The organism is Kribbella sp. NPDC049174, assembly GCF_043197365.1.
Taxonomy (GTDB): domain Bacteria; phylum Actinomycetota; class Actinomycetes; order Propionibacteriales; family Kribbellaceae; genus Kribbella.
This window is the reverse complement of record NZ_JBICSZ010000002.1, coordinates 357,197-375,090: the sequence shown is the minus strand read 5'-3', so window position 1 is coordinate 375,090 and position 17,894 is coordinate 357,197. Positions and strand designations below refer to the sequence as shown.

At 68.2% G+C, this 17,894-nt stretch carries 16 protein-coding genes; 13 read left to right on the top strand and 3 right to left on the bottom strand.

Features of this window, described 5'->3' with window-relative positions:
• Positions 1–56 precede the first annotated feature (56 nt).
• The 3 genes from ACGFIF_RS12300 (at position 57) to ACGFIF_RS12290 (ending at position 4,308) form a co-directional block, all read left to right on the top strand.
• On the top strand, positions 57–2,249 hold the full coding sequence (locus ACGFIF_RS12300; protein ID WP_393154309.1) for an MMPL family transporter: 2,193 nt from the start codon (positions 57–59) through the stop codon (positions 2,247–2,249).
• Between the two features lie 78 nt (positions 2,250–2,327).
• Positions 2,328–2,744 (top strand): aspartate 1-decarboxylase, encoded by a 417-nt coding sequence (gene panD / locus ACGFIF_RS12295; protein ID WP_393154308.1) that lies wholly within the window; start codon positions 2,328–2,330, stop codon positions 2,742–2,744.
• Between the two features lie 55 nt (positions 2,745–2,799).
• Entirely contained in the window at positions 2,800–4,308 is a 1,509-nt protein-coding gene (locus ACGFIF_RS12290; RefSeq protein ID WP_393154307.1) for an aminopeptidase P family protein, read from the top strand.
• A 48-nt stretch (positions 4,309–4,356) separates the two neighbouring features.
• On the opposite strand, the gene ACGFIF_RS12285 is transcribed toward ACGFIF_RS12290, so the two are convergent.
• A complete protein-coding gene (locus ACGFIF_RS12285; protein WP_393154306.1) occupies positions 4,357–6,312 on the bottom strand; it encodes a M13 family metallopeptidase in 1,956 nt (651 codons plus the stop codon).
• Positions 6,313–6,445: 133 nt separating this feature from the next.
• Here ACGFIF_RS12285 and ACGFIF_RS12280 point away from each other — a divergent pair, with 133 nt between their 5' ends.
• Both ACGFIF_RS12280 and ACGFIF_RS12275 read left to right on the top strand, forming a co-directional pair.
• On the top strand, positions 6,446–7,378 hold the full coding sequence (locus ACGFIF_RS12280) for an SMP-30/gluconolactonase/LRE family protein (RefSeq protein WP_393154305.1): 933 nt from the start codon (positions 6,446–6,448) through the stop codon (positions 7,376–7,378).
• Between the two features lie 60 nt (positions 7,379–7,438).
• Positions 7,439–8,398: an SMP-30/gluconolactonase/LRE family protein gene (locus ACGFIF_RS12275; protein ID WP_393154304.1), complete on the top strand. Its 960-nt coding sequence runs from the start codon at positions 7,439–7,441 to the stop codon at positions 8,396–8,398.
• 5 nt (positions 8,399–8,403) lie between these two features.
• Here ACGFIF_RS12275 and ACGFIF_RS12270 read toward each other — a convergent pair whose 3' ends face one another.
• A complete protein-coding gene (locus tag ACGFIF_RS12270) occupies positions 8,404–8,697 on the bottom strand; it encodes an HU family DNA-binding protein (RefSeq protein WP_171678838.1) in 294 nt (97 codons plus the stop codon).
• A gap of 160 nt (positions 8,698–8,857) precedes the next feature.
• Positions 8,858–9,628: a phytanoyl-CoA dioxygenase family protein gene (locus ACGFIF_RS12265; RefSeq protein WP_393154303.1), complete on the bottom strand. Its 771-nt coding sequence runs from the start codon at positions 9,626–9,628 to the stop codon at positions 8,858–8,860.
• 94 nt (positions 9,629–9,722) lie between these two features.
• On the opposite strand from ACGFIF_RS12265, the gene ACGFIF_RS12260 reads away from it, so the two are divergent.
• The 8 genes from ACGFIF_RS12260 (at position 9,723) to ACGFIF_RS12225 (ending at position 17,890) form a co-directional block, all read left to right on the top strand.
• The gene (locus ACGFIF_RS12260) at positions 9,723–10,526 is read left to right on the top strand and encodes a helix-turn-helix domain-containing protein (RefSeq protein ID WP_393154302.1); all 804 of its coding nucleotides are present in this window, start codon (positions 9,723–9,725) and stop codon (positions 10,524–10,526) included.
• 83 nt (positions 10,527–10,609) lie between these two features.
• Entirely contained in the window at positions 10,610–11,614 is a 1,005-nt protein-coding gene (locus tag ACGFIF_RS12255) for an LCP family protein (protein ID WP_393154301.1), read from the top strand.
• 32 nt (positions 11,615–11,646) lie between these two features.
• Positions 11,647–12,612, top strand: a complete 966-nt coding sequence (locus ACGFIF_RS12250) for a YndJ family protein (protein WP_393154300.1) — start codon at positions 11,647–11,649, stop codon at positions 12,610–12,612.
• A complete protein-coding gene (locus ACGFIF_RS12245; RefSeq protein WP_393154299.1) occupies positions 12,609–13,172 on the top strand; it encodes a DUF1990 family protein in 564 nt (187 codons plus the stop codon). The genes ACGFIF_RS12250 and ACGFIF_RS12245 overlap by 4 nt, the downstream gene beginning before the upstream one ends.
• Before the next feature lie 919 nt (positions 13,173–14,091).
• A complete protein-coding gene (locus tag ACGFIF_RS12240; RefSeq protein ID WP_393154298.1) occupies positions 14,092–14,724 on the top strand; it encodes a hypothetical protein in 633 nt (210 codons plus the stop codon).
• A gap of 37 nt (positions 14,725–14,761) precedes the next feature.
• Positions 14,762–15,439: a uracil-DNA glycosylase gene (locus ACGFIF_RS12235; protein ID WP_393154297.1), complete on the top strand. Its 678-nt coding sequence runs from the start codon at positions 14,762–14,764 to the stop codon at positions 15,437–15,439.
• 781 nt (positions 15,440–16,220) lie between these two features.
• Positions 16,221–16,922 carry a DUF969 domain-containing protein gene (locus ACGFIF_RS12230; RefSeq protein WP_393154296.1) on the top strand — a complete coding sequence of 234 codons (702 nt, stop codon included), beginning with the start codon at positions 16,221–16,223 and terminating at the stop codon, positions 16,920–16,922.
• Positions 16,919–17,890: a DUF979 domain-containing protein gene (locus tag ACGFIF_RS12225; RefSeq protein WP_393154295.1), complete on the top strand. Its 972-nt coding sequence runs from the start codon at positions 16,919–16,921 to the stop codon at positions 17,888–17,890. The genes ACGFIF_RS12230 and ACGFIF_RS12225 overlap by 4 nt, the downstream gene beginning before the upstream one ends.
• Positions 17,891–17,894 lie beyond the last annotated feature (4 nt).

Genomic DNA, 17,894 nt, shown 5'->3' with positions numbered 1-17,894 from the left:
AGAAGCCCACGACTGACCGACGCGGGCTACAACGGCCGGCCGGAACGATCGGCGGCATGGCTACCTTCCTCTACCGGCTCGGCCGGTTCGCATTCCGCCGGCGCCGGCTGGTGGTGCTGGTATGGCTTGGTCTGCTGGCCACGGGTGTCGCCGGTGCGGCCACACTCTCCGGCCCGACATCCGACGCCTTCTCGATCCCGGGGACCGAGTCGCAGCGCGCGGCCGACCTGCTCGGTGAGCGGTTCCCGCAGGCCGGTGCCGACGCGGGAACGGCCCGGATCGTCTTCCAGGCGCCCGACGGCCAGACGCTCACGGACACGGCCAACGCCGCGCAGGTGCGCCAGACCCTGGATCGGATCACCGACTCTCCGCAGGTGGCCAGAGTCCTGGATCCCTTTACCGCCAAGGCGATCTCCGCCGACGGCCGCACCGGCTACGCCCAGGTCACGTACGACGTCAGCGCCCAGGAGGTGACGCCCGAGGCGCAGGAGGCGGTGGCCACCGCGGTCGAACCGGCGCGCGCGGCCGGCCTCACGGTCGAGTACGGCGGTGACGCCATGCAGGTGCAGGACGAGCAGAGCCTGACCGAGGTGATCGGTATCGGCGTCGCCGCGGTCGTGCTGCTGATCACCTTCGGCTCGCTGATCGCCGCCGGCCTACCGTTGCTGTCGGCAATCATCGGGATCGGGATCGGGGTCACCGCGATCACCGCCGCGACCGGTTTCATGGACATCGGGTCCGGGACGCCGATCCTGGCGTTGATGATCGGGCTGGCGGTGTCGATCGACTACGCGTTGTTCATCATGTCGCGTTACCGGCATGAACTGAGTACGGGCCAGGAACCCGAGGAGGCGGCCGGTCGCGCGGTCGGCACGGCCGGGTCCGCGGTGGTGTTCGCCGGGCTGACCGTGGTGATCGCGCTGGCCGGGTTGTTCGTCGTCAACATCCCGTTCCTCACCCAGATGGGGCTGGCCGCGGCGTTCACCGTCGTACTCGCCGTTGCGATCGCGCTCTCGCTGCTGCCCGCGCTGCTGGGCTTCGCCGGTCGGCGGGTCCTCGGCGGCCGGATCCCGGGTCTGCGGGCCGGCGATCCCGAGGCGAGTGGGCGCAGGTCCGCCGGGCGCCGCTGGGGACAGTTCGTCACCCGCCGGCCGGTAGCGGTGCTGCTGGTGACGGTGATCGGCCTCGGTGCGCTGGCCATCCCGGCGACCGACCTCGAACTCGGGCTGCCCGACGACAGCACCGCGGCCCCCGACTCCACCCAGCGCAAGGCGTACGACCTGCTCTCCGAGGGCTTCGGTCCGGGGTTCAACGGTCCGCTGATGGTGGTCGTCAACGCGGGCGGGTCCGCCGATCCGCGGACCGCGGCCGCTGCCACGGCGACCGCCGTACGCGGGCTGCCGGACGTGACGATGGTTGCGCCGCCGACGTTCAACCCAGCCGGCGACACGGCGTTGCTGACGGTCATCCCGGCCAGTGGCCCGGGGACGACGCAGACGGCCGACCTGGTCCAGGCGATCCGGTCGTTGCCGGAGAACGACAACACCGAGGTGGCCGTCACCGGCGCGACCGCGATCAGCATCGACTTCTCGGACAAGCTCCGCGACGCACTGGTGCCCTACCTCGCGCTGGTGGTCGGACTCGCGTTCCTGCTGCTGATGCTGGTGTTCCGGTCGGTGCTGGTACCGCTGAAGGCGACCCTCGGCTTCCTGCTCACGGTCGCGGCGACGTTCGGTGCGGTGGTCGCGGTGTTCCAGTGGGGCTGGCTGGCCGGGCTCTTCGGGATCGAGGGCCAGACCGGGCCGGTGATCAGCATGCTGCCGATCTTCCTGATCGGCGTGGTCTTCGGCCTCGCGATGGACTACCAGATCTTCCTGGTCACCCGGATGCGGGAGGAACACGTCCACGGCGCCGAACCGCGCGCGGCCGTCGTCGACGGGTTCGCCCACGGCGCCCGCGTCGTCACCGCCGCCGCGGTCATCATGACGGCCGTCTTCTCCGGCTTCATCCTGTCCAGCCAGACCCTGATCCGCGAGATGGGCTTCGGCCTCGCCCTCGCGGTCGCCATCGACGCCTTCGTCGTCCGGATGACCCTCGTCCCAGCCGTCATGGCGTTGTTGGGCCGCTCCGCCTGGTATCTCCCCCGCTGGCTCGACCGCCTCCTCCCGAACGTCGACGTGGAAGGCGACTCCCTCCGCCGGCACCTCCCACCCAGCCCCGACCGCCGCAAGAAGGAGCTGGTCAGCTGAACCGGTTGGGTGATGGTGGTTACTGACGGCACGGCAGTTGGGCTGGATCATGGCGCGCATGTGGAGCGAGATGATCCTGTGCTGAGAGAAATGATGCGGGCGAAGGTGCACCGGGCGACAGTGACGCAGGCGGATCTGGACTACGTGGGGTCCTGCACGCTGGATGCGGAGCTGATGGACGCGGCGGATCTGTTGCCCGGTGAGAAGGTGGACATCGTCGACATCACCAACGGCAACCGGCTGTCGACGTACCTGATCGAGGGGCCGCGCGGGTCCGGGGTGGTCGGGATCAACGGGGCGGCGGCGCATCTGATCCATCCGGGCGACCTGGTCATCCTGATCGCGTACGGGATGTTCGACACCGCGGAGGCGAAGGTGTTCGAGCCGAGCGTAGTCTTCGTGGACGAGCACAATGCGATCACCCGCATCGGCTCGGACCCCGCCGAGGCGCTGCCCGACAGCGGCACGCGCCGCGGCGACCAACTGCACACCTAGCCATCACCTGATGGCTACCGCACAGCCCGCGCGCCGAGATGAGGACTGGTCGACGATGACCGACACGACCGAGAGCACCGCAGCCGAGACCGTCGAGACCGCCGCCGGGGCCACCGCCGGAGCCACCGCTGCCGCCACCGAGGCGGCCGCCGCGCCGAAGACCGCCTCGCACGACAACGAGCCGAACCCGAAGCTCCGGGCGTTCATGAACTCGGGCTGGGCGGACTCCGAGCGACAGGACGTGACGCTCAGCGACGTCGGGGAGTGGGCGGCGAAGCGGCGGGACGCGCTGTCGCAGGCGTTCCCCGGCGAGCGGCTGGTGATCCCGGCCGGCACGTACAAGGTCCGGTCGAACGACACCGACTTCGTCTTCCGCCCGCACACCGACTACGTCTGGCTGGCCGGTGACCAGACCTCCGACGCGGTCCTGGTGCTGGAGCCGAACGGCACCAGCGGCCACGACTCGGTGCTGTACTTCCGCCCGCGCTCCGACCGCAGCGAGGGCGAGGAGTTCTGGCGCGACCGGATGTACGGCGAACTGTGGGCCGGCCGGCGTCCGTCGCTGACCGAGACCGCCAAGGAGTTCGGCCTCGAGACCCGGCACGTCGACCGGCTCGCGGACGCGCTCAAGGGCGACGTACCGACCCGGGTACGGCGGGGTGAGCACACGTCGATCTCCACCCTGCTGAGCGGCGCGAAGACGGACACCGACCGGGACCGGGAGCTGGCCGCGACACTGTCCGAGCTTCGGCTGGTCAAGGACCCGTTCGAGATCGAGCAGCTGCGGAACGCGGTCGCGATCACGCACCGCGGCTTCTCCGACGTGCTCGCGGAGATGGACAAGGTCCGCGAGTACGGCGAACGCTGGATCGAGGGCACGTTCTGGCGCCGGGCCCGGGCCGAAGGCAACGATGTCGGGTACACGTCGATCGCCGCGGCCGGACCGCACGCGACCACGCTGCACTGGATCGAGAACGACGGCGCGGTCGTCGACGGCACCCTGATGCTGCTGGACATGGGCGTGGAGAACCGCCAGCTCTACACCGCGGACATCACCCGCACGCTGCCGGTCAGCGGCGAGTTCACCCCGCGTCAGCGCGACCTGTACCAGCTGGTGCTCGACGCGCAGAACGCCGGCATCGACTCGCTCAAGCCGGGTGTCACGTTCCGGACCGCGCACGAGGCCGCGATGGAGGTCATCGTGCACGGCCTCGACGCGATGGACCTGCTGCCGGTGTCGGCCGAGGAGGCACTCGACCCGGAGAGCATGCTCTACCAGCGCTACACCCTGCACGGCGTCAGCCACATGCTCGGCCTCGACGTGCACGACTGCTCGGCCGCGCGCGAGGAGAAGTACCGCAAGGGCGACCTGCAGACCGGCTACGTGCTCACGGTCGAGCCGGGCCTCTACTTCCAGTCCGACGACCTGACCGTCCCGGAGGACCTCCGCGGCATCGGCATCCGCATCGAGGACGACATCCTGATCACCGAATCCGGCGCCGAAAACCTCTCCGCCGCCATGCCCCGCGACATCGAGGGCCTACAGAACTGGATGGCTTCCTAACACATCACTGCGGAAGGGGCGCACACCTCGTGCGCCCCTTCCGCAGGTTTACCAGATGCGGACGCGGTCCTCGGGGGCGAGCCACATGCCGTCGGAGGTGGTGGTGGCGAAGGATTGGTGGAACTCGTCGATGTTCTTCACCACCGCGTTGCAGCGGAACTCCGGGGGTGAGTGCGGGTCGATCGCCAGTCGCCGGGCCGCCTCTTCCGGGCGGGTCTTGGTGGACCATGCGGTCGCCCAGGACAGGAAGAACCGCTGGCTCCCGGTCAGCCCGTCGATCACCGGCGGCTCGGCGCCGTCCAGCGAGAGCTGATAGGCCACGTACGCGATCGACAGGCCGCCCAGGTCGCCAATGTTCTCGCCCAGGGTGAGTTTGCCGTTCACGTGCTGCCCCGGCGTCTCGGCCGGTTCGAGCACCTCGTACTGCGCGACCAGCTTGTCGGTGCGCTGCTCGAAGGCGGCCCGGTCGTCGTCGGTCCACCAGTCGTTGATGTTGCCGTCACCGTCGTAACGGGAGCCCTGGTCGTCGAAGCCGTGCCCGATCTCGTGCCCGATCACCGCGCCGATCGCGCCGTAGTTGACCGCGTCGTCGGCGTCGAGCTCGAAGAACGGCGGCTTCAGGATGCCCGCCGGGAAGACGATCTCGTTCATCCGCGGGTTGTAGTACGCGTTGACCGTCTGCGGCGTCATCTTCCACTCGGCCCGGTCCACCGGCTGGCCGAGCTTGGCCAGCTCCCGCGCGGTCTCCACCGCGACCGACCGGCGCACGTTGCCGAACAGGTCGGCCGGATCGGTCTCGAGCGCGCTGTAGTCCTTCCACTTGTCCGGGTAGCCGATCTTCGGCACGAACGCGGCGAGCTTGTCGAGCGCGCGTTGCCGGGTGTCGGGCCCCATCCAGTCGAGCGCGTCGATCCGCTGCCGGTACGCCTCGACCAGGTTGGCGACGAGCTCGACCATCCGGGCCTTCGCGGCCGGCGGGAAGTGCTCGGCGACGTACAGCTTGCCGAGCGCCTCACCGAGCGCCGACTCGACCACACCGACACCGCGCTTCCACCGCTCGCGCAGCTCGGGCGCACCGGTCAGCGTCTTGCCGTAGAAGGCGAAGTTCTCGTCTACGAAGACCTTGCTCAGCAGCGGCGCCGCGTCGTGCACGATCCGCCAGCTCAGCCATTCCTTCCACCGGTCGAGCTCGACCTCCTGCAGCGCCCCCGCGGCCGCGGTGAAGAAGTCCGGCTCGCGGACGACGACCTGCTCGATCGCACTCGCCGGTACGCCGGCGCCCTCGAGCCACCGCGACCAGTCGAACCCGGGGGTCAGCTCGTCGAGCCCGGCCCGGTCGAGCTTGTTGTAGGTCAGCGTGACGTCGCGATCCTTGACCCGGTCCCAGTGCCCGGCCGCGATCCGCGTCTCCAGCTCCAGGATCCGCTCGGCGGCTCCGGCCGCGTCGGGCAGTCCGGCCAGCTCGAGCATCCGGCTGACGTGCGCGACGTACGCCGTACGGATCTCGGCGAAGGTGTCCTCGCGGTAGTAGGCCTCGTCCGGCAGGCTGATCCCGCCCTGCATGAAGTAGACGATGTACTCGTCGGACTTCTTCGCGTCGGCGTCGATCCAGGTGTGGAACACGCTGGACACACCTTGCAGTTCGAGCGTGCCGAGGGCCGCGACCAGGTCGCCGACATCGGAGATCCCGCGGACCAGGGCGAGCTGGTCGGCGATCGGCTCGGCGCCGAGCCGCTCGATCGTCTCCTCGTCCATGAAGCTGCTGAACAGGTCGGCGACCTTGCGCGCCTCGCTGCCCTCCGGATGACCGGCGGCGACCGTCTTCTCGACGATGGCGCGAACGTCCTGCTCGGCGGTGTCCGACAGCGCGTGGAAGGCGCCGTAGATGGCCTTGTCCGCCGGGATCTCGTGCTGTTCCAGCCACGGCCCGTTCGCGTGCTGATACAGGTCGTCCTGCGGCCGGACGGCGTCGGACAGACCCGAAATATCGATCCCTGCTGTCATCCCTGCCCCTACTCGTTCAGTGCGTGATCTTGCTGCCAGCGACAGTACCCGGTGACCGGCACAGCGGCTTTGAACTATCCACAGGCCCATGCCGTTCTTCCGGATAAAGACATCGGATCAGGAGGTCCCGCCCATGCCACGCCTTGTCCGTCGGCTCACCGCCGTACTCAGCGTCCCCGCGCTGATGCTCGGCCTCGTCAGCACCTCGGCATCCGCACACCCGACGAAGTTCCCCACCCGGATCGAGTTGCCGGCCGGATTCCAGCCGGAAGGGATCGCGATCGACCGCGGTACGGCGTTCTTCGGCTCGAGACTCGACGGCGACATCTATGCCGCCGACCTGAAGACCGGTGAGGGCGAGGTGATCAGCCAGGGACCGGGCACCGGATCGCTCGGGATGAAGGTGGACAACCGGGGCCGGCTGTTCGTGGCCGGTGCGGCCGGTGGCAACGGCCGTGTCATCGACACTCGCACCGGCGAGGTGCTCGCCAGCTACACCTTCGCGACCGCTCCGACGTTCGTGAACGACGTGATCTTGAGCAAGGACGCGGCCTGGTTCACCGACTCGCAGAAGCCCGTGTTCTACCAGGTCCCGCTCGGCCGCCACGGCAAGCTGCCGGCGCAGTCCGCGGTCAAGACCATCGCGTACAGCGGCGACTACCAGCACGTCGCGGGTGTCACCAACGCCAACGGCATCGCACTCACCCCGGACGGCCGCGCCCTGATCATCGTCCAGTCGTCCACCGGCTTCCTGTTCCGGGTCGACCCGCGCACCGGCGTCACCAAGCGCATCGACATCGGCGACATCGTGATGACGAACGGCGACGGCCTGCTGGTCATCGGCACCACCCTGTACGTCGTCCAGAACCGGCTGAACAACATCGCAGTGCTCAAGCTCGACCCGTCGGGCACCAGAGGTCACCTGGTCGACAACATCACCAGCCCGGACTTCGACGTACCGACCACGGCGGCGGCCTTCGGGTCGCGCCTGTACCTGCCGAACGCCCGGTTCACCACGCCGCCCACTCCGACCACGCCGTACTGGGTCACTGCGGTCAAACGCTGAACCATTCCGAGTGCGGCTGGGCTGTCCTACGGTGAAAATTCTCCAGGGGAGGAAACACTCATGTCCATCCGTAGCATCACGGCCGCACTCGGCCTGTCTGCACTGATCCTCGGCGTGGTCGGTACGCCGGCGTCGGCGGCCACCACGTCCGAGGCCACCACGTCCGGCACCACCACGAAGCCGGTCTTCCCGACCCGGATCGACCTGCCGAACGGGTTCCGGCCCGAAGGCATCGCGATCAAGGGCAGTACGGCGTACTTCGGCTCGCTGGCCGATGGCGACATCTACGCCGCCAGCCTGCGCACCGGCAAGGGCAAGGTGATCAGCCAGGGGCCTGGTACGCCGTCCGTCGGGCTGAAGATCGATCACCGCGGCCGACTGTTCGTCGCGGGCGGACCCGCCGGGAACGCCCGGGTGGTCGACAGCCGCACCGGCAGGATCCTGGCGACGTACCAACTGGCAGCGGATGCGGCGACGTTCGTCAACGATGTGGTGCTGGGCAAGAGCGCCGCGTGGTTCACCGACTCGCAGAAGGCGGTCATCTACAAGCTGCCGCTCGGTCGTCACGGCAAGCTGCCCGCGCAGTCCGCCGTCCGCACGATCCCGTTGACCGGCGACTACGTGCACCAGCCAGGCTTCAACGCCAACGGCATCACCCTGACACCGGACCGTCGTGCGCTGATCATCGTGCAGTCGTCGACGGGTCTGCTCTTCAAGGTGAACCCGTGGACCGGTGTGACCAAGCGAGTCGCGCTCGACGCCCTGATGACGAACGGCGACGGCCTGCTGACGATCGGCCGGACCCTGTACGTCGTGCAGAACCAGCTCAACAAGGTCGCGGTGGTGAAACTCAACAGCACCGGGACCAAGGGCTCACTGGTCCGTGAGATCACCAGCCCGACCTTCGACGTACCGACAACCGTTGCCGCCTTCGGTAAGCGTCTCTACCTGCCCAATGCGCGGTTCAACACGCCGCCGACGCCCACCACGCCGTACTGGGTGACCGCTGTGCGGCGCTGACAGCGTCAGGAGACGGTTCGGAGATCTCCACGTGCGGCAGCCTTCAGACGGCTGCCGCACGACAGGCGGACGGAGTAGCCGGCCGGGATGGAGAGCGGCTCGCCGGTCTGCGGATTGCGGCCGGTGCGCGGCGCGCGCATCACCCGCTCGATGCTCAGCAGCCCGGTCAGCGACACCTTGTCGCCCTTGTGTACGGCCTCGGTGACGACGTCGCCCAGGGCGTCGAGGACCTTCTCGGCCTGGTTCCGCGGAATGCCTGCCTTCTGCGCCACGCCGGCCACCAGCTCGTTGCGATTCACGGCTCTCCTCAGACTCGTCCCGCCGGGCCGCACCTCAGCCGCCGCCCGGTCGATCGCCAGCACCTTAACCGAAATGATTGTCGTTAGCGAGAAGCGCCCGCATTCCGGTCAACCCCGCCGTCGCGGGAACTTTGCCGGCCGCACGGTCGTCGTTGAGCGATCACAGAGAGTCCTGGTCGTGCCAGTGGTTCTGCCACCGCCCGTCGATGGCCTCGTCGGACCGCTGGTAGCGGATGTCGGTGGACAGCCGGATGTCGTCGGAGACATTGTCCAGGGCTGCGTGGATCGTGTGCGCGGTGTGGATGACCACGTCCCCGGCCGAGTAGTCGGTGACCAGCCAGCGGGCGTCGTACTCGTCGGCGAGTCCGGGCAGGTCCGCGGTCATCGACGCAGCCGGGCGCTTGAGCCGTCCCGCGGCCTCCTCCTCGAGCACCCGGTGGTGACTGCCTTCGAGGTACGCGAGCCCGCCGCTGGCGACCGGGCAGTCGCCGAGCGGGATCCACGCGGACAGGACCTGGTCACTGCCCTCCCTGAGGTACACCAGGTCGTAGTGGGCCTGCGTCGCCGTACCGATCCCGTCCTCACCCGGTGCGATCTGCCGGATGATCTTCCGCTTGTGCAGGAACGGCTCACCGCCCAGGAACCACTCGAACCACCCCTTGATGGCCGGCTGCGCACAGAAGGCGCCGTACTCCGGTCCCGGCACAATCTGGTCGAACAGCACCTTCCGGTACGACGCCCGATCGGTCGCCGATCCGGTCAACCCGAAGTAGTACTGCCGAAACCCCAGCACCACCGCGGGATCCAGCAGCCCGGTCAGGTACAAGTACCCGTCCTGCCGAAGCCGTTCCCGCAGTCGGGGAAGGTCCGCACGTTCCTGCTCCGGTACGACGCTCAGTTCACCGAGCCGCCGTGGGGATTCGTCGAGCACATACCCATTCGATATCAGCACATCACCCATTCCACCCGCGACCGGCCGCACACCGGAATGGACACCGACGCCCCACTTCTTGGACTCTTGTCACGTGCCGAACTGGTCGATCTATCTGACACCCAGTGATCCTGAGCGCGAACTTGGACTCTTCTGCCTCGGCGCAGGCGAGCAGGAGAACCCTCGCGGACCGGCTCCGGAGCGTGCCCTCGGCTGCCACGCCCTCGTCTGGCTCAAGGAGGGTCGCGGCCACCTGTTGCACGGCCCTGACCGCCAACTGTTCGAGGTACGAGGGCCGGCCATGCTCTGGCTCTACCCGGGCATCCTGCACGGCTATCGACCCACCACCCGCTGGCGCTCGGCCTGGACACTCTTCAGCGGTCCAGCTACAGCAGCACTCACCACACTGGGCCAGCTCGACCCCAGCCAGCCAGTACGGCGGTACTCCGATCCCCGACCCATCGACCGAGCATTCACCCGGCTGCTACGCGTCAGCACGACGCGCAACGCCGTACAGACTGTTGCTGCATTGTTCGATCTCATCGCCCAGGCTGCACCACCACCTGATGACGATGTGGCCGCTCAGCTGGCTGGGCTCGCGTGCAGGGCGCTGAGCATTCAGGACTATGCCGCGGAGCTTGGACTCAGTGTCAGTGAGTTGCGCGAGGCAGTGCGTCATACAACCGGCTCCACACCGCAGGAACTGGTCTTGACCACAAGACTCAACACAGCCAAGGCTCTGCTCGCGGAGGAGGACCTGTCCGTGGGAGCGATCGCACGGCGGGTCGGGTACGACGATCCGGCGTACTTCACCCGGTTGTTCACCGCGCGTGTCGGCCAGTCACCACGCGCGTTCCGGCGGTCTGGTTCGATTTCCGGCCGGATTTCCTCCTTCTGAAGGAGGCGGAACCGACTTTCCGACCGGTAGAACCGTTCACTGGGGTGACGTGCGTGACGCCGGACCCCGATACGGTCGTGGGTATGAGTCAACCGCAGCCCATCGACCCGCGATACGTGAACCGGCCGCCGGCCAAGCCGAAGAAGCGGCGCAACTGGTTCGGCCGGACCGTCGGACTGATCGTCCTGCTGTTCATCCTCATGCTGATCTGCGTACCGCTGTACGCGTGGGGACGGATCGACAAGGTCGACGCGATGCCGTCGGGTGAGCGCCCGGCCGAGACGCCCGGTACGACGTACCTGCTGGTCGGCTCCGACAGCCGCGAGGGCCTCAGCCGGGCCGAGCGCGCCAAGCTGGGCACCGGCAGTGCGGAGGGGCGGCGCACGGACACGATCATGCTGCTGCACGTCCCCGAGTCCGGGCCGACCGCGCTGATCAGCCTGCCCCGGGACAGTTACGTGCCGATCCCCGGACACGGCCACAACAAGATCAACGCCGCGTTCGCGTTCGGCGGGCCGAGGCTGCTGGTCGAGACGGTCGAAGGCGTGACCGGTCTGCGGGTGGACAACTACGTCGAGATCGGCTTCGGCGGGTTCGCCGGGATCATCGACGGTGTCGGCGGCGTGGAGATGTGCTTGCCTAAGGCAATGAAAGACAAGGACGCGCACATCGACCTGCCGGCCGGCTGCCAGAAGCTGAACGGCACCAACGCGCTCGGCTACGTCCGCGCCCGCAAGTCCGACCCGCTCGGCGACCTCGGCCGGGTGCAGCGGCAGCGCGAGATGATCGGCGCGGTGGCCGACAAGGCCGTGTCGCCGTGGACGTTCCTCAACCCGGTCCGCTACTTCAGGCTTGGTACGGCGAGCGCGGACGCGCTGACCATCGACAACGACAGCGGCCCGATGGACATGATCAAGTTCGCGCTGGCGATGAAGGCGGTCGCCGGGGGCAGTGACGGCGTCACCCTGACGGTCCCGGTGTCCGACACCAGCTACAAGGGCTCGTCGGTCAAGTGGGACACGGCCAAGGCCAAGGCGCTCTTCCAGGCGCTCAAGGAGGACAAGACCAGCGGTCTGAAGAGCAGTTGATCGCTCTCGTCCATGCAGTGGTGAGCCTGGGCATGCTCGTCATCGTGCCGCTCGGGCTCACCCTGCTGCCGGAGCGGCTCACACTGCCCGGGCGACTCACACTGCCCGAGCGGCTCACGCTTCCCAGCCGGCTCACACTTCCAGGCCGGTTCACGCTGGCCGGCCGGCTCACACTTCCCGGCCGGCTCACGCTGCCCGGCTGGCTCACGCCGCCTGGGCGGCTCGCCCCGCTGCCCGGCCGACCCGCCCCCACCTCGCGGTCGTTGCGAGCCACAAGCCCACGCTGGTGGTTCTTCTTCGCACTACCGGGTGTGCTCGCCCTCTGGCTTCCCCGTGGTCCGGCGTCGATCACGTTGGCATCGATCTACCTCGCCGGGACCCTCGTCCTGATCGCACTCGCCGGCCGCGACTTCCTGCACCACAAGCGTTTGCGCCCCCGCGAGATCGCGCTCTACACCGCCCTCGCGACCCCGTCGATCGCCGCACTCGCATTGGTTGCCGAGCGATCGTCGTACGAACTGTTCGGCTTCAATCTGACCGTCCTGTCGCTCACGGTCGCCCACTTCCACTTCGCCGGGTTCGCGGCCGCGCTGATCGCCTTCCTGGTCGCCGGACCGCGCACGACCGCCGGCGACGCGGCGGCGATCAGTGTTCCGCTCGGCACCGGCATCGTGCTGCTCGGGTTCTTCCTCGGCGACCCGGTCGAGCTCGCCGGAGCCGCCGTCCTGACCGCCGGGATGTGGCTGGTCGGGTGGAACCTCTGGCAGCGATCACGGCAGGCCGACCGGACTACCGCCGTACTGCTCACCATCTCCGCCGCGGTGCTCGTCGCGACTATGGTTCTGGCGTTGAGCTGGGCCTTGGGGCACGTGGTCGCGACGCCCTATCTACCGTTGGAATGGATGGTCGCCACCCACGGGCTGGCGAACGCGGCCGGCTTCGCCTTGTGCGGATTGCTGGCCTGGCGACGACTCGGCACGACGGAAGGACCCGGATGAAGCTCGAGGACCTGGACCGACTGCGGTTCTCGTACGACGTGGTCGGCTCCACCCGGTACGACGAGACGCCGCCCGGCTACCACCGGATGGAGTACAAGGCCCGGATCGGTGAGGGCGACGAGGTGTTCCGCCGTGCCGGCGAAGCCTTGCTGAACTGGCGGATGCACCGCACCGCCGGCCTGCCGATGACAGCCACCGACAGTCCCGCGACCATCGGCACGAACACCCTCGGCCGCCTCGGCGCCGGCATGCTGATCGGCCGCCTCCGCACCGCGATCCCGCTGGGCCTTGTCGGTCTGCCGGTCCCGTGCCGCGTGGTCTGGACCATCGACGAACCCGACCGCATCGGCTTCGGCTACGGCACCCTGCAAGGCCATCCCGCCTCCGGCGAGGAGTCCTTCGTCATCACCCGCGAACCCGACGGCATCCACTTCACCGTCCGCGCCTACAGCCGCCCCGCCACCTGGTACACCCGCCTAGGCGGCCCCCTCACCCGCAAAGCCCAACACCAAGCCGCCCGCCGCTACACCAACGCCCTCCGCCGCCTAGCCACCCCCTAGCCGTCCGCAAGCCATAGCAAAGGCCCCGCAAGCTCATACCTTTGCGGGGCCGGGTCCTTTGTACCAGCCGCTTCAAACGGCTTTGGTGACCAACACGCCAACAGAACAAGACGATCGGCCGCCATCCCGTGAACCACGGACCACGACCTATCGCCCAACGGTTGCAGTTGTGATTGCAGTCACGCGTCCGTTGAGCCACAGCGCATGCCCAGCCTCGGTAGTGACACGCTCACGAATGGCATGTCGCAGACATCGCGGCAGCGCCCGAGATCGCATCGGGGACGTACCGCTGAGCCCGGACGATGTCGAGTCGTTTGTCGCGGCCTTCCCTCCAACTCCACTTCGCTGCGCTCCAGGCACGGCCGTTGGCTTGGCGCGCACTTGCCAACACGGTGCCGGGTCGAGGCAGCAGAACTCGCGATCCGCGATCGGCGCCGGCGGTGTAGTGCTCGCAAACTGTCGGCTACCCGGCCGCCCGCGGTTGATGCTGTCGTTGACAGGTGCACGGTCCGGTCTGCCCCAGTGCTCCGGACCTGGGTCTGCAGCCGTCGGGCGATGCGATGGACCGCTCGCAGGGCTGTGCGCTGCACCCCAGCAGTGCCGCCGTATCGTTGCATCCGCGGTTGCAGTGCGGCGGAGTTCGTCACGGTCGTCTTCTGTTCGAATCCCTTTGAAACGAGGGATCTCTGGGCGTGGTGTCGTACGGCCACCGACGGTAGCGGTCAAGCGCACCCCGTGCAGGGTCCCGGGTTCTTCGGGCCGTGCCTGGCAAGTCGTGGGGTTGAGCGACACGCGAACTTCAGACGAATCGGTGGTCTTGCGTCGGTTGGTGGGTGGTGTCTTACTGAGAGATGGGCCGTGGGGGCCTCAGGCAACCGTGGGGGGCATTGTTATGTCGGGCATCTTTTTCACTAGTCCGTTGTCGAAGACCGCCTCGTCGGGGGCCTCTTGGGACCACGTCGACGCGGGTTTCCCGGAGGTGCAGGTCTTCGCGAACGTCCTGCTGAGCGCCTACCGGACGCAGACGTCGGAGTTCTTCTCCGGCTTCCAGCCGAGTTGGGCCGAGGCGTACATCGTCACACCGCAGACCCCGATGACGACGATCGCCGGGATCTCGTTCCCGACGCGACGGGACAACACCGTTTTCCTCAGGACGAACTTCCTGACGTTCTGGCTGCAGGTCAGCAATGGCGGCAGCGCCAACCGTCCGACCATGGCCTCGGCGGTGGGGATCATCTACGACCTCACACCGGACGCGGCGTTCGACCTGAAGTCGCCGGCGCAGCAGCTGAGTCTGGCGGTTCACACCGAGGACGGCACCGTCCTCGGAACGCACCGGTCCGTGCGGATGGATGGCGGGCCCGAGCTCGACGAAGACGAGTTCCGCGAGCGAGTGCTGGCGCATGCCTACGGCCGAACCGGCCGCGAGCCGGGGTCACTGCAGCTCGCGGCGTTCGACTACGACCAGATGCCACGCACCGACTTCCGGGTGAATCCGTCGACCGGACAGACCGAACCGGTGGGCGACCCTGTCGAGCTGTTCCGGCCCTGATTGCTGGCAGTCGGTCGATGCTGCAAAACTGTGGCGGGTGAGTCCTAAGACGTTGACGGATCTGGTGGCTACCGACTGGGCCGAGGCGCTGGCGCCGGTTGAGGACACGGTCGCGAAGATGGGCGAGTTCCTGCGGGCGGAGATCGCGGCCGGGCGGCCGTACCTGCCGGCGGGTGAGAACGTGCTGCGCGCGTTCCAGCGGCCGTTGCAGCAGGTGAAGGTGCTGATCGTCGGCCAGGACCCGTATCCGACACCGGGGCACCCGGTCGGCCTGAGTTTCTCGGTCGCGCCGGACGTCCGGCCGATCCCGCGCAGCCTGGCCAACATCTACCGCGAGTTGATGGCGGACGTCGGCGTACCCGCTCCGTCGAACGGCGACCTGACCCCGTGGGCGGACCAGGGCGTGCTGATGCTCAATAGAGTGCTGACCGTGCAGCCCGGCAAGTCCGGCGCACATCGTGGCAAGGGCTGGGAGACCGTCACCGAGCAGGCAATCCACGCGCTGGTGAAGCGCGGCGGCCCACTGGTCGCGATCCTGTGGGGCCGCGACGCCCAGACCTTGAAGCCGATGCTCGGCAGTACGCCGTACGTCGAAAGCGCCCACCCAAGCCCGATGTCCGCCGACCGAGGCTTCTTCGGCTCCCGCCCGTTCAGCCGCGTCAACACCCTGCTGGCCGAACAGGGCGCGGCGCCCGTCGACTGGCGCCTCCCCTAGATCGCACACCCGCCGGACCGGGACCCGCGGCCTACGCCCAGGTTCAACCAGATCTGGCAGTTCTCCCGCTGGATCGTTGGGTTCGCTAACCAGCCTCCAACCAGCATCCGTTCTCCGATCGCATCCTGGTCACTCTCTACGACAACTCGCCCCGGCGCCGGCGCTGGGGCGAGTGTCCCGGTGGAGTGGCCTGCATTCGGCGCGTGCGCAGCAGCTTCGCGTAGACGTCCACAGCCCGTTCGCCGATGACCTGACCTGGTCAATGGCTGGGCGACCCGCCGGAGGCGCAGCCGCCGCCGAAGGCGGTGTCCAACCGCGCGTTCACAGTCCACTCGCCGATCACCTGGGCGTGGTTGACCGGTCGGCGACCCGCCGCAGGCGGCAAGAGACAGCCGCCGCCGAAGGCGGTGTCCGATCGGGTCCACAGTCCACTCGCCGATCACCCGGGCGCGGCTCACGGCTCGGCGACCCGCCGCAGGCGCAAAAGAACAACCGCCGCCAAAGGCGGTGCCCAACCGCCTGTCCACAGTCCACTCGCCGATCTCCCGGGCGCGGCTCACGGCTCGGCGACCCGCCGCAGGCGCAAAAGAACAGCCGCCGCCGAAGGCGGTGTCCTATCGCGCGTCCGCAGTCGGCTCGCCGATCACCTGACCCGCCGGAGGCGGGTAGAAACAGCCGCCGCCGGAGGCGTTTCCGAAACTTGTTCCCATGATCCATTGCAGGATCGTTCAACAATCTCTTACAGTAGCCGACATCGCGCTCTCCGTCCCCGGGAGGAACCATGTGGGTTCTGCTCGCTATCGCGGTTGTCGTCATCGGGTTCGCCCTGCGGCTGAACTCGATGCTGGTCGTCACCGCGGCCGGGATCGTGGCCGGCCTGATCGGCGGCCTGTCACCGGTCAAGATCCTGAACGCCTTCGGCGACGGTTTCGCCGGCAGCCGGTCCGTCACCGTCTTCATCGTCACGCTGCCCGTGATCGGGCTGATCGAGCGCTACGGCCTGCAGCAGCAGGCCCGCAAGCTGATCGGCAAGCTGAAAGTCATGACCACCGGCCGGCTGCTGGCCATCTACCTGCTGATCCGGCAGGGTACGGCGGCGCTCGGCCTGACCAGTATCGGCGGCCCGGCCCAGGCGGTCCGGCCGTTGATCGCCCCGATGGCCGCCGGTGCCGCGGAGCGACGCTACGGCCCGCTGCCGGAGAAACTGCAGGAAAAGATCAAGGGCTTCTCCGCCAGTGCCGACACGGTCGGGCTGTTCTTCGGTGAGGACATCTTCGTCGCGATCGGCTCGATCCTGCTGATCACCGGCTTCGTGGACGCGACGTACGGGCTGCACCTGGAGGCGATCGACATCGCGCTCTGGGCGATCCCGACCGGCATCTGCGCGCTGCTCATCCACGGCACCCGGCTCCTGCTGCTCGATCGCCAGCTCGACAAGCTGCACGCCGCGGCCAAGGCCGACAACGAGCAGGTGACCCGATGATCAAGGTCGAGTGGTTCTACTGGCTCTGCGGACTGTTCTTCGTCCTGATCGCTCTGCAGGTCGTCAACGACCGCAGCAACCCGAAGCGCATCGGCAGCGCGGCGTTCTGGGGCATTCTCGGTGTCTCGTTCGGCTACGGCACATTCGTGGTCAACAAGCAGGCACCGGCCTGGCTGCTCGGTATCGCGGTGATCGGCCTCGCGGTCCTGGCCGGGTCCGGCTTCCCGGGCCGCGGTCTCGAGCAGACCACCACACCGGCCGAACGGGTCCGCTTCGCCGACCGTTTCGGCAACAAGCTCTTCCTTCCGGCACTGGTGATCCCGGTGGTCGCGGCGATCTTCGGCGCCTGGCTGGCCAAGGTGAAGCTGGGAGACGGCCAACTCCTGCTGCAGAACGGATCCGCGACCATCATCGGTCTGGGGGTCGCTTCGTTGCTCGCCCTCGCGGTCGGCATGGTGATCCTCAAACCGAAGTCCCCGACAGTCCCGCTGCACGAGGGCCGGCGGTTGCTCGAGCACATCGGCTGGGCCGCGATCCTGCCGCAGATGCTGGCTACCCTCGGCCTGCTGTTCAACGCGTCCGGCGTCGGCCAGGCGGTCGGCCGCATCACCGATCACTTGGTGCCGAAGGGCTCGCTGATCGCCGCGGTCGCGCTGTACTGCATCGGCATGGCGGTCTTCACGATCATCATGGGCAACGCGTTCGCCGCGTTCCCGGTGATGACGGCCGCGGTCGGCTGGCCGCTGCTGGTGCAGCAGTTCGACGGTACTCCGGCGGTCGTGTTCGCGATCGGCATGCTGGCCGGCTTCTGCGGCACCCTGTGTACGCCGATGGCCGCCAACTTCAACCTGGTCCCGGCCGCCTTGCTCGAGATGAAGGACCAGTACGGTCCGATCAAGGCACAGATCCCGACCGCGATCCCGCTGCTGGCCTGCAACATCGCCCTGATGTACGTCTTCGCCTTCTAGGAGT

Bases quoted from the DNA above. Each gene is read 5' to 3' on its own strand.
- ACGFIF_RS12300 (WP_393154309.1), top strand. From the start codon at position 57: ATGGCTACCTTCCTCTACCGGCTCGGCCGGTTCGCATTCCGCCGGCGC.
- ACGFIF_RS12290 (WP_393154307.1), top strand. From the start codon at position 2,800: ATGACCGACACGACCGAGAGCACCGCAGCCGAGACCGTCGAGACCGCC.
- ACGFIF_RS12285 (WP_393154306.1), bottom strand. From the start codon at position 6,312: ATGACAGCAGGGATCGATATTTCGGGTCTGTCCGACGCCGTCCGGCCG.
- ACGFIF_RS12280 (WP_393154305.1), top strand. From the start codon at position 6,446: ATGCCACGCCTTGTCCGTCGGCTCACCGCCGTACTCAGCGTCCCCGCG.
- ACGFIF_RS12275 (WP_393154304.1), top strand. From the start codon at position 7,439: ATGTCCATCCGTAGCATCACGGCCGCACTCGGCCTGTCTGCACTGATC.
- ACGFIF_RS12255 (WP_393154301.1), top strand. From the start codon at position 10,610: ATGAGTCAACCGCAGCCCATCGACCCGCGATACGTGAACCGGCCGCCG.
- ACGFIF_RS12250 (WP_393154300.1), top strand. From the start codon at position 11,647: ATGCTCGTCATCGTGCCGCTCGGGCTCACCCTGCTGCCGGAGCGGCTC.
- ACGFIF_RS12245 (WP_393154299.1), top strand. From the start codon at position 12,609: ATGAAGCTCGAGGACCTGGACCGACTGCGGTTCTCGTACGACGTGGTC.
- ACGFIF_RS12230 (WP_393154296.1), top strand. From the start codon at position 16,221: ATGTGGGTTCTGCTCGCTATCGCGGTTGTCGTCATCGGGTTCGCCCTG.
- ACGFIF_RS12225 (WP_393154295.1), top strand. From the start codon at position 16,919: ATGATCAAGGTCGAGTGGTTCTACTGGCTCTGCGGACTGTTCTTCGTC.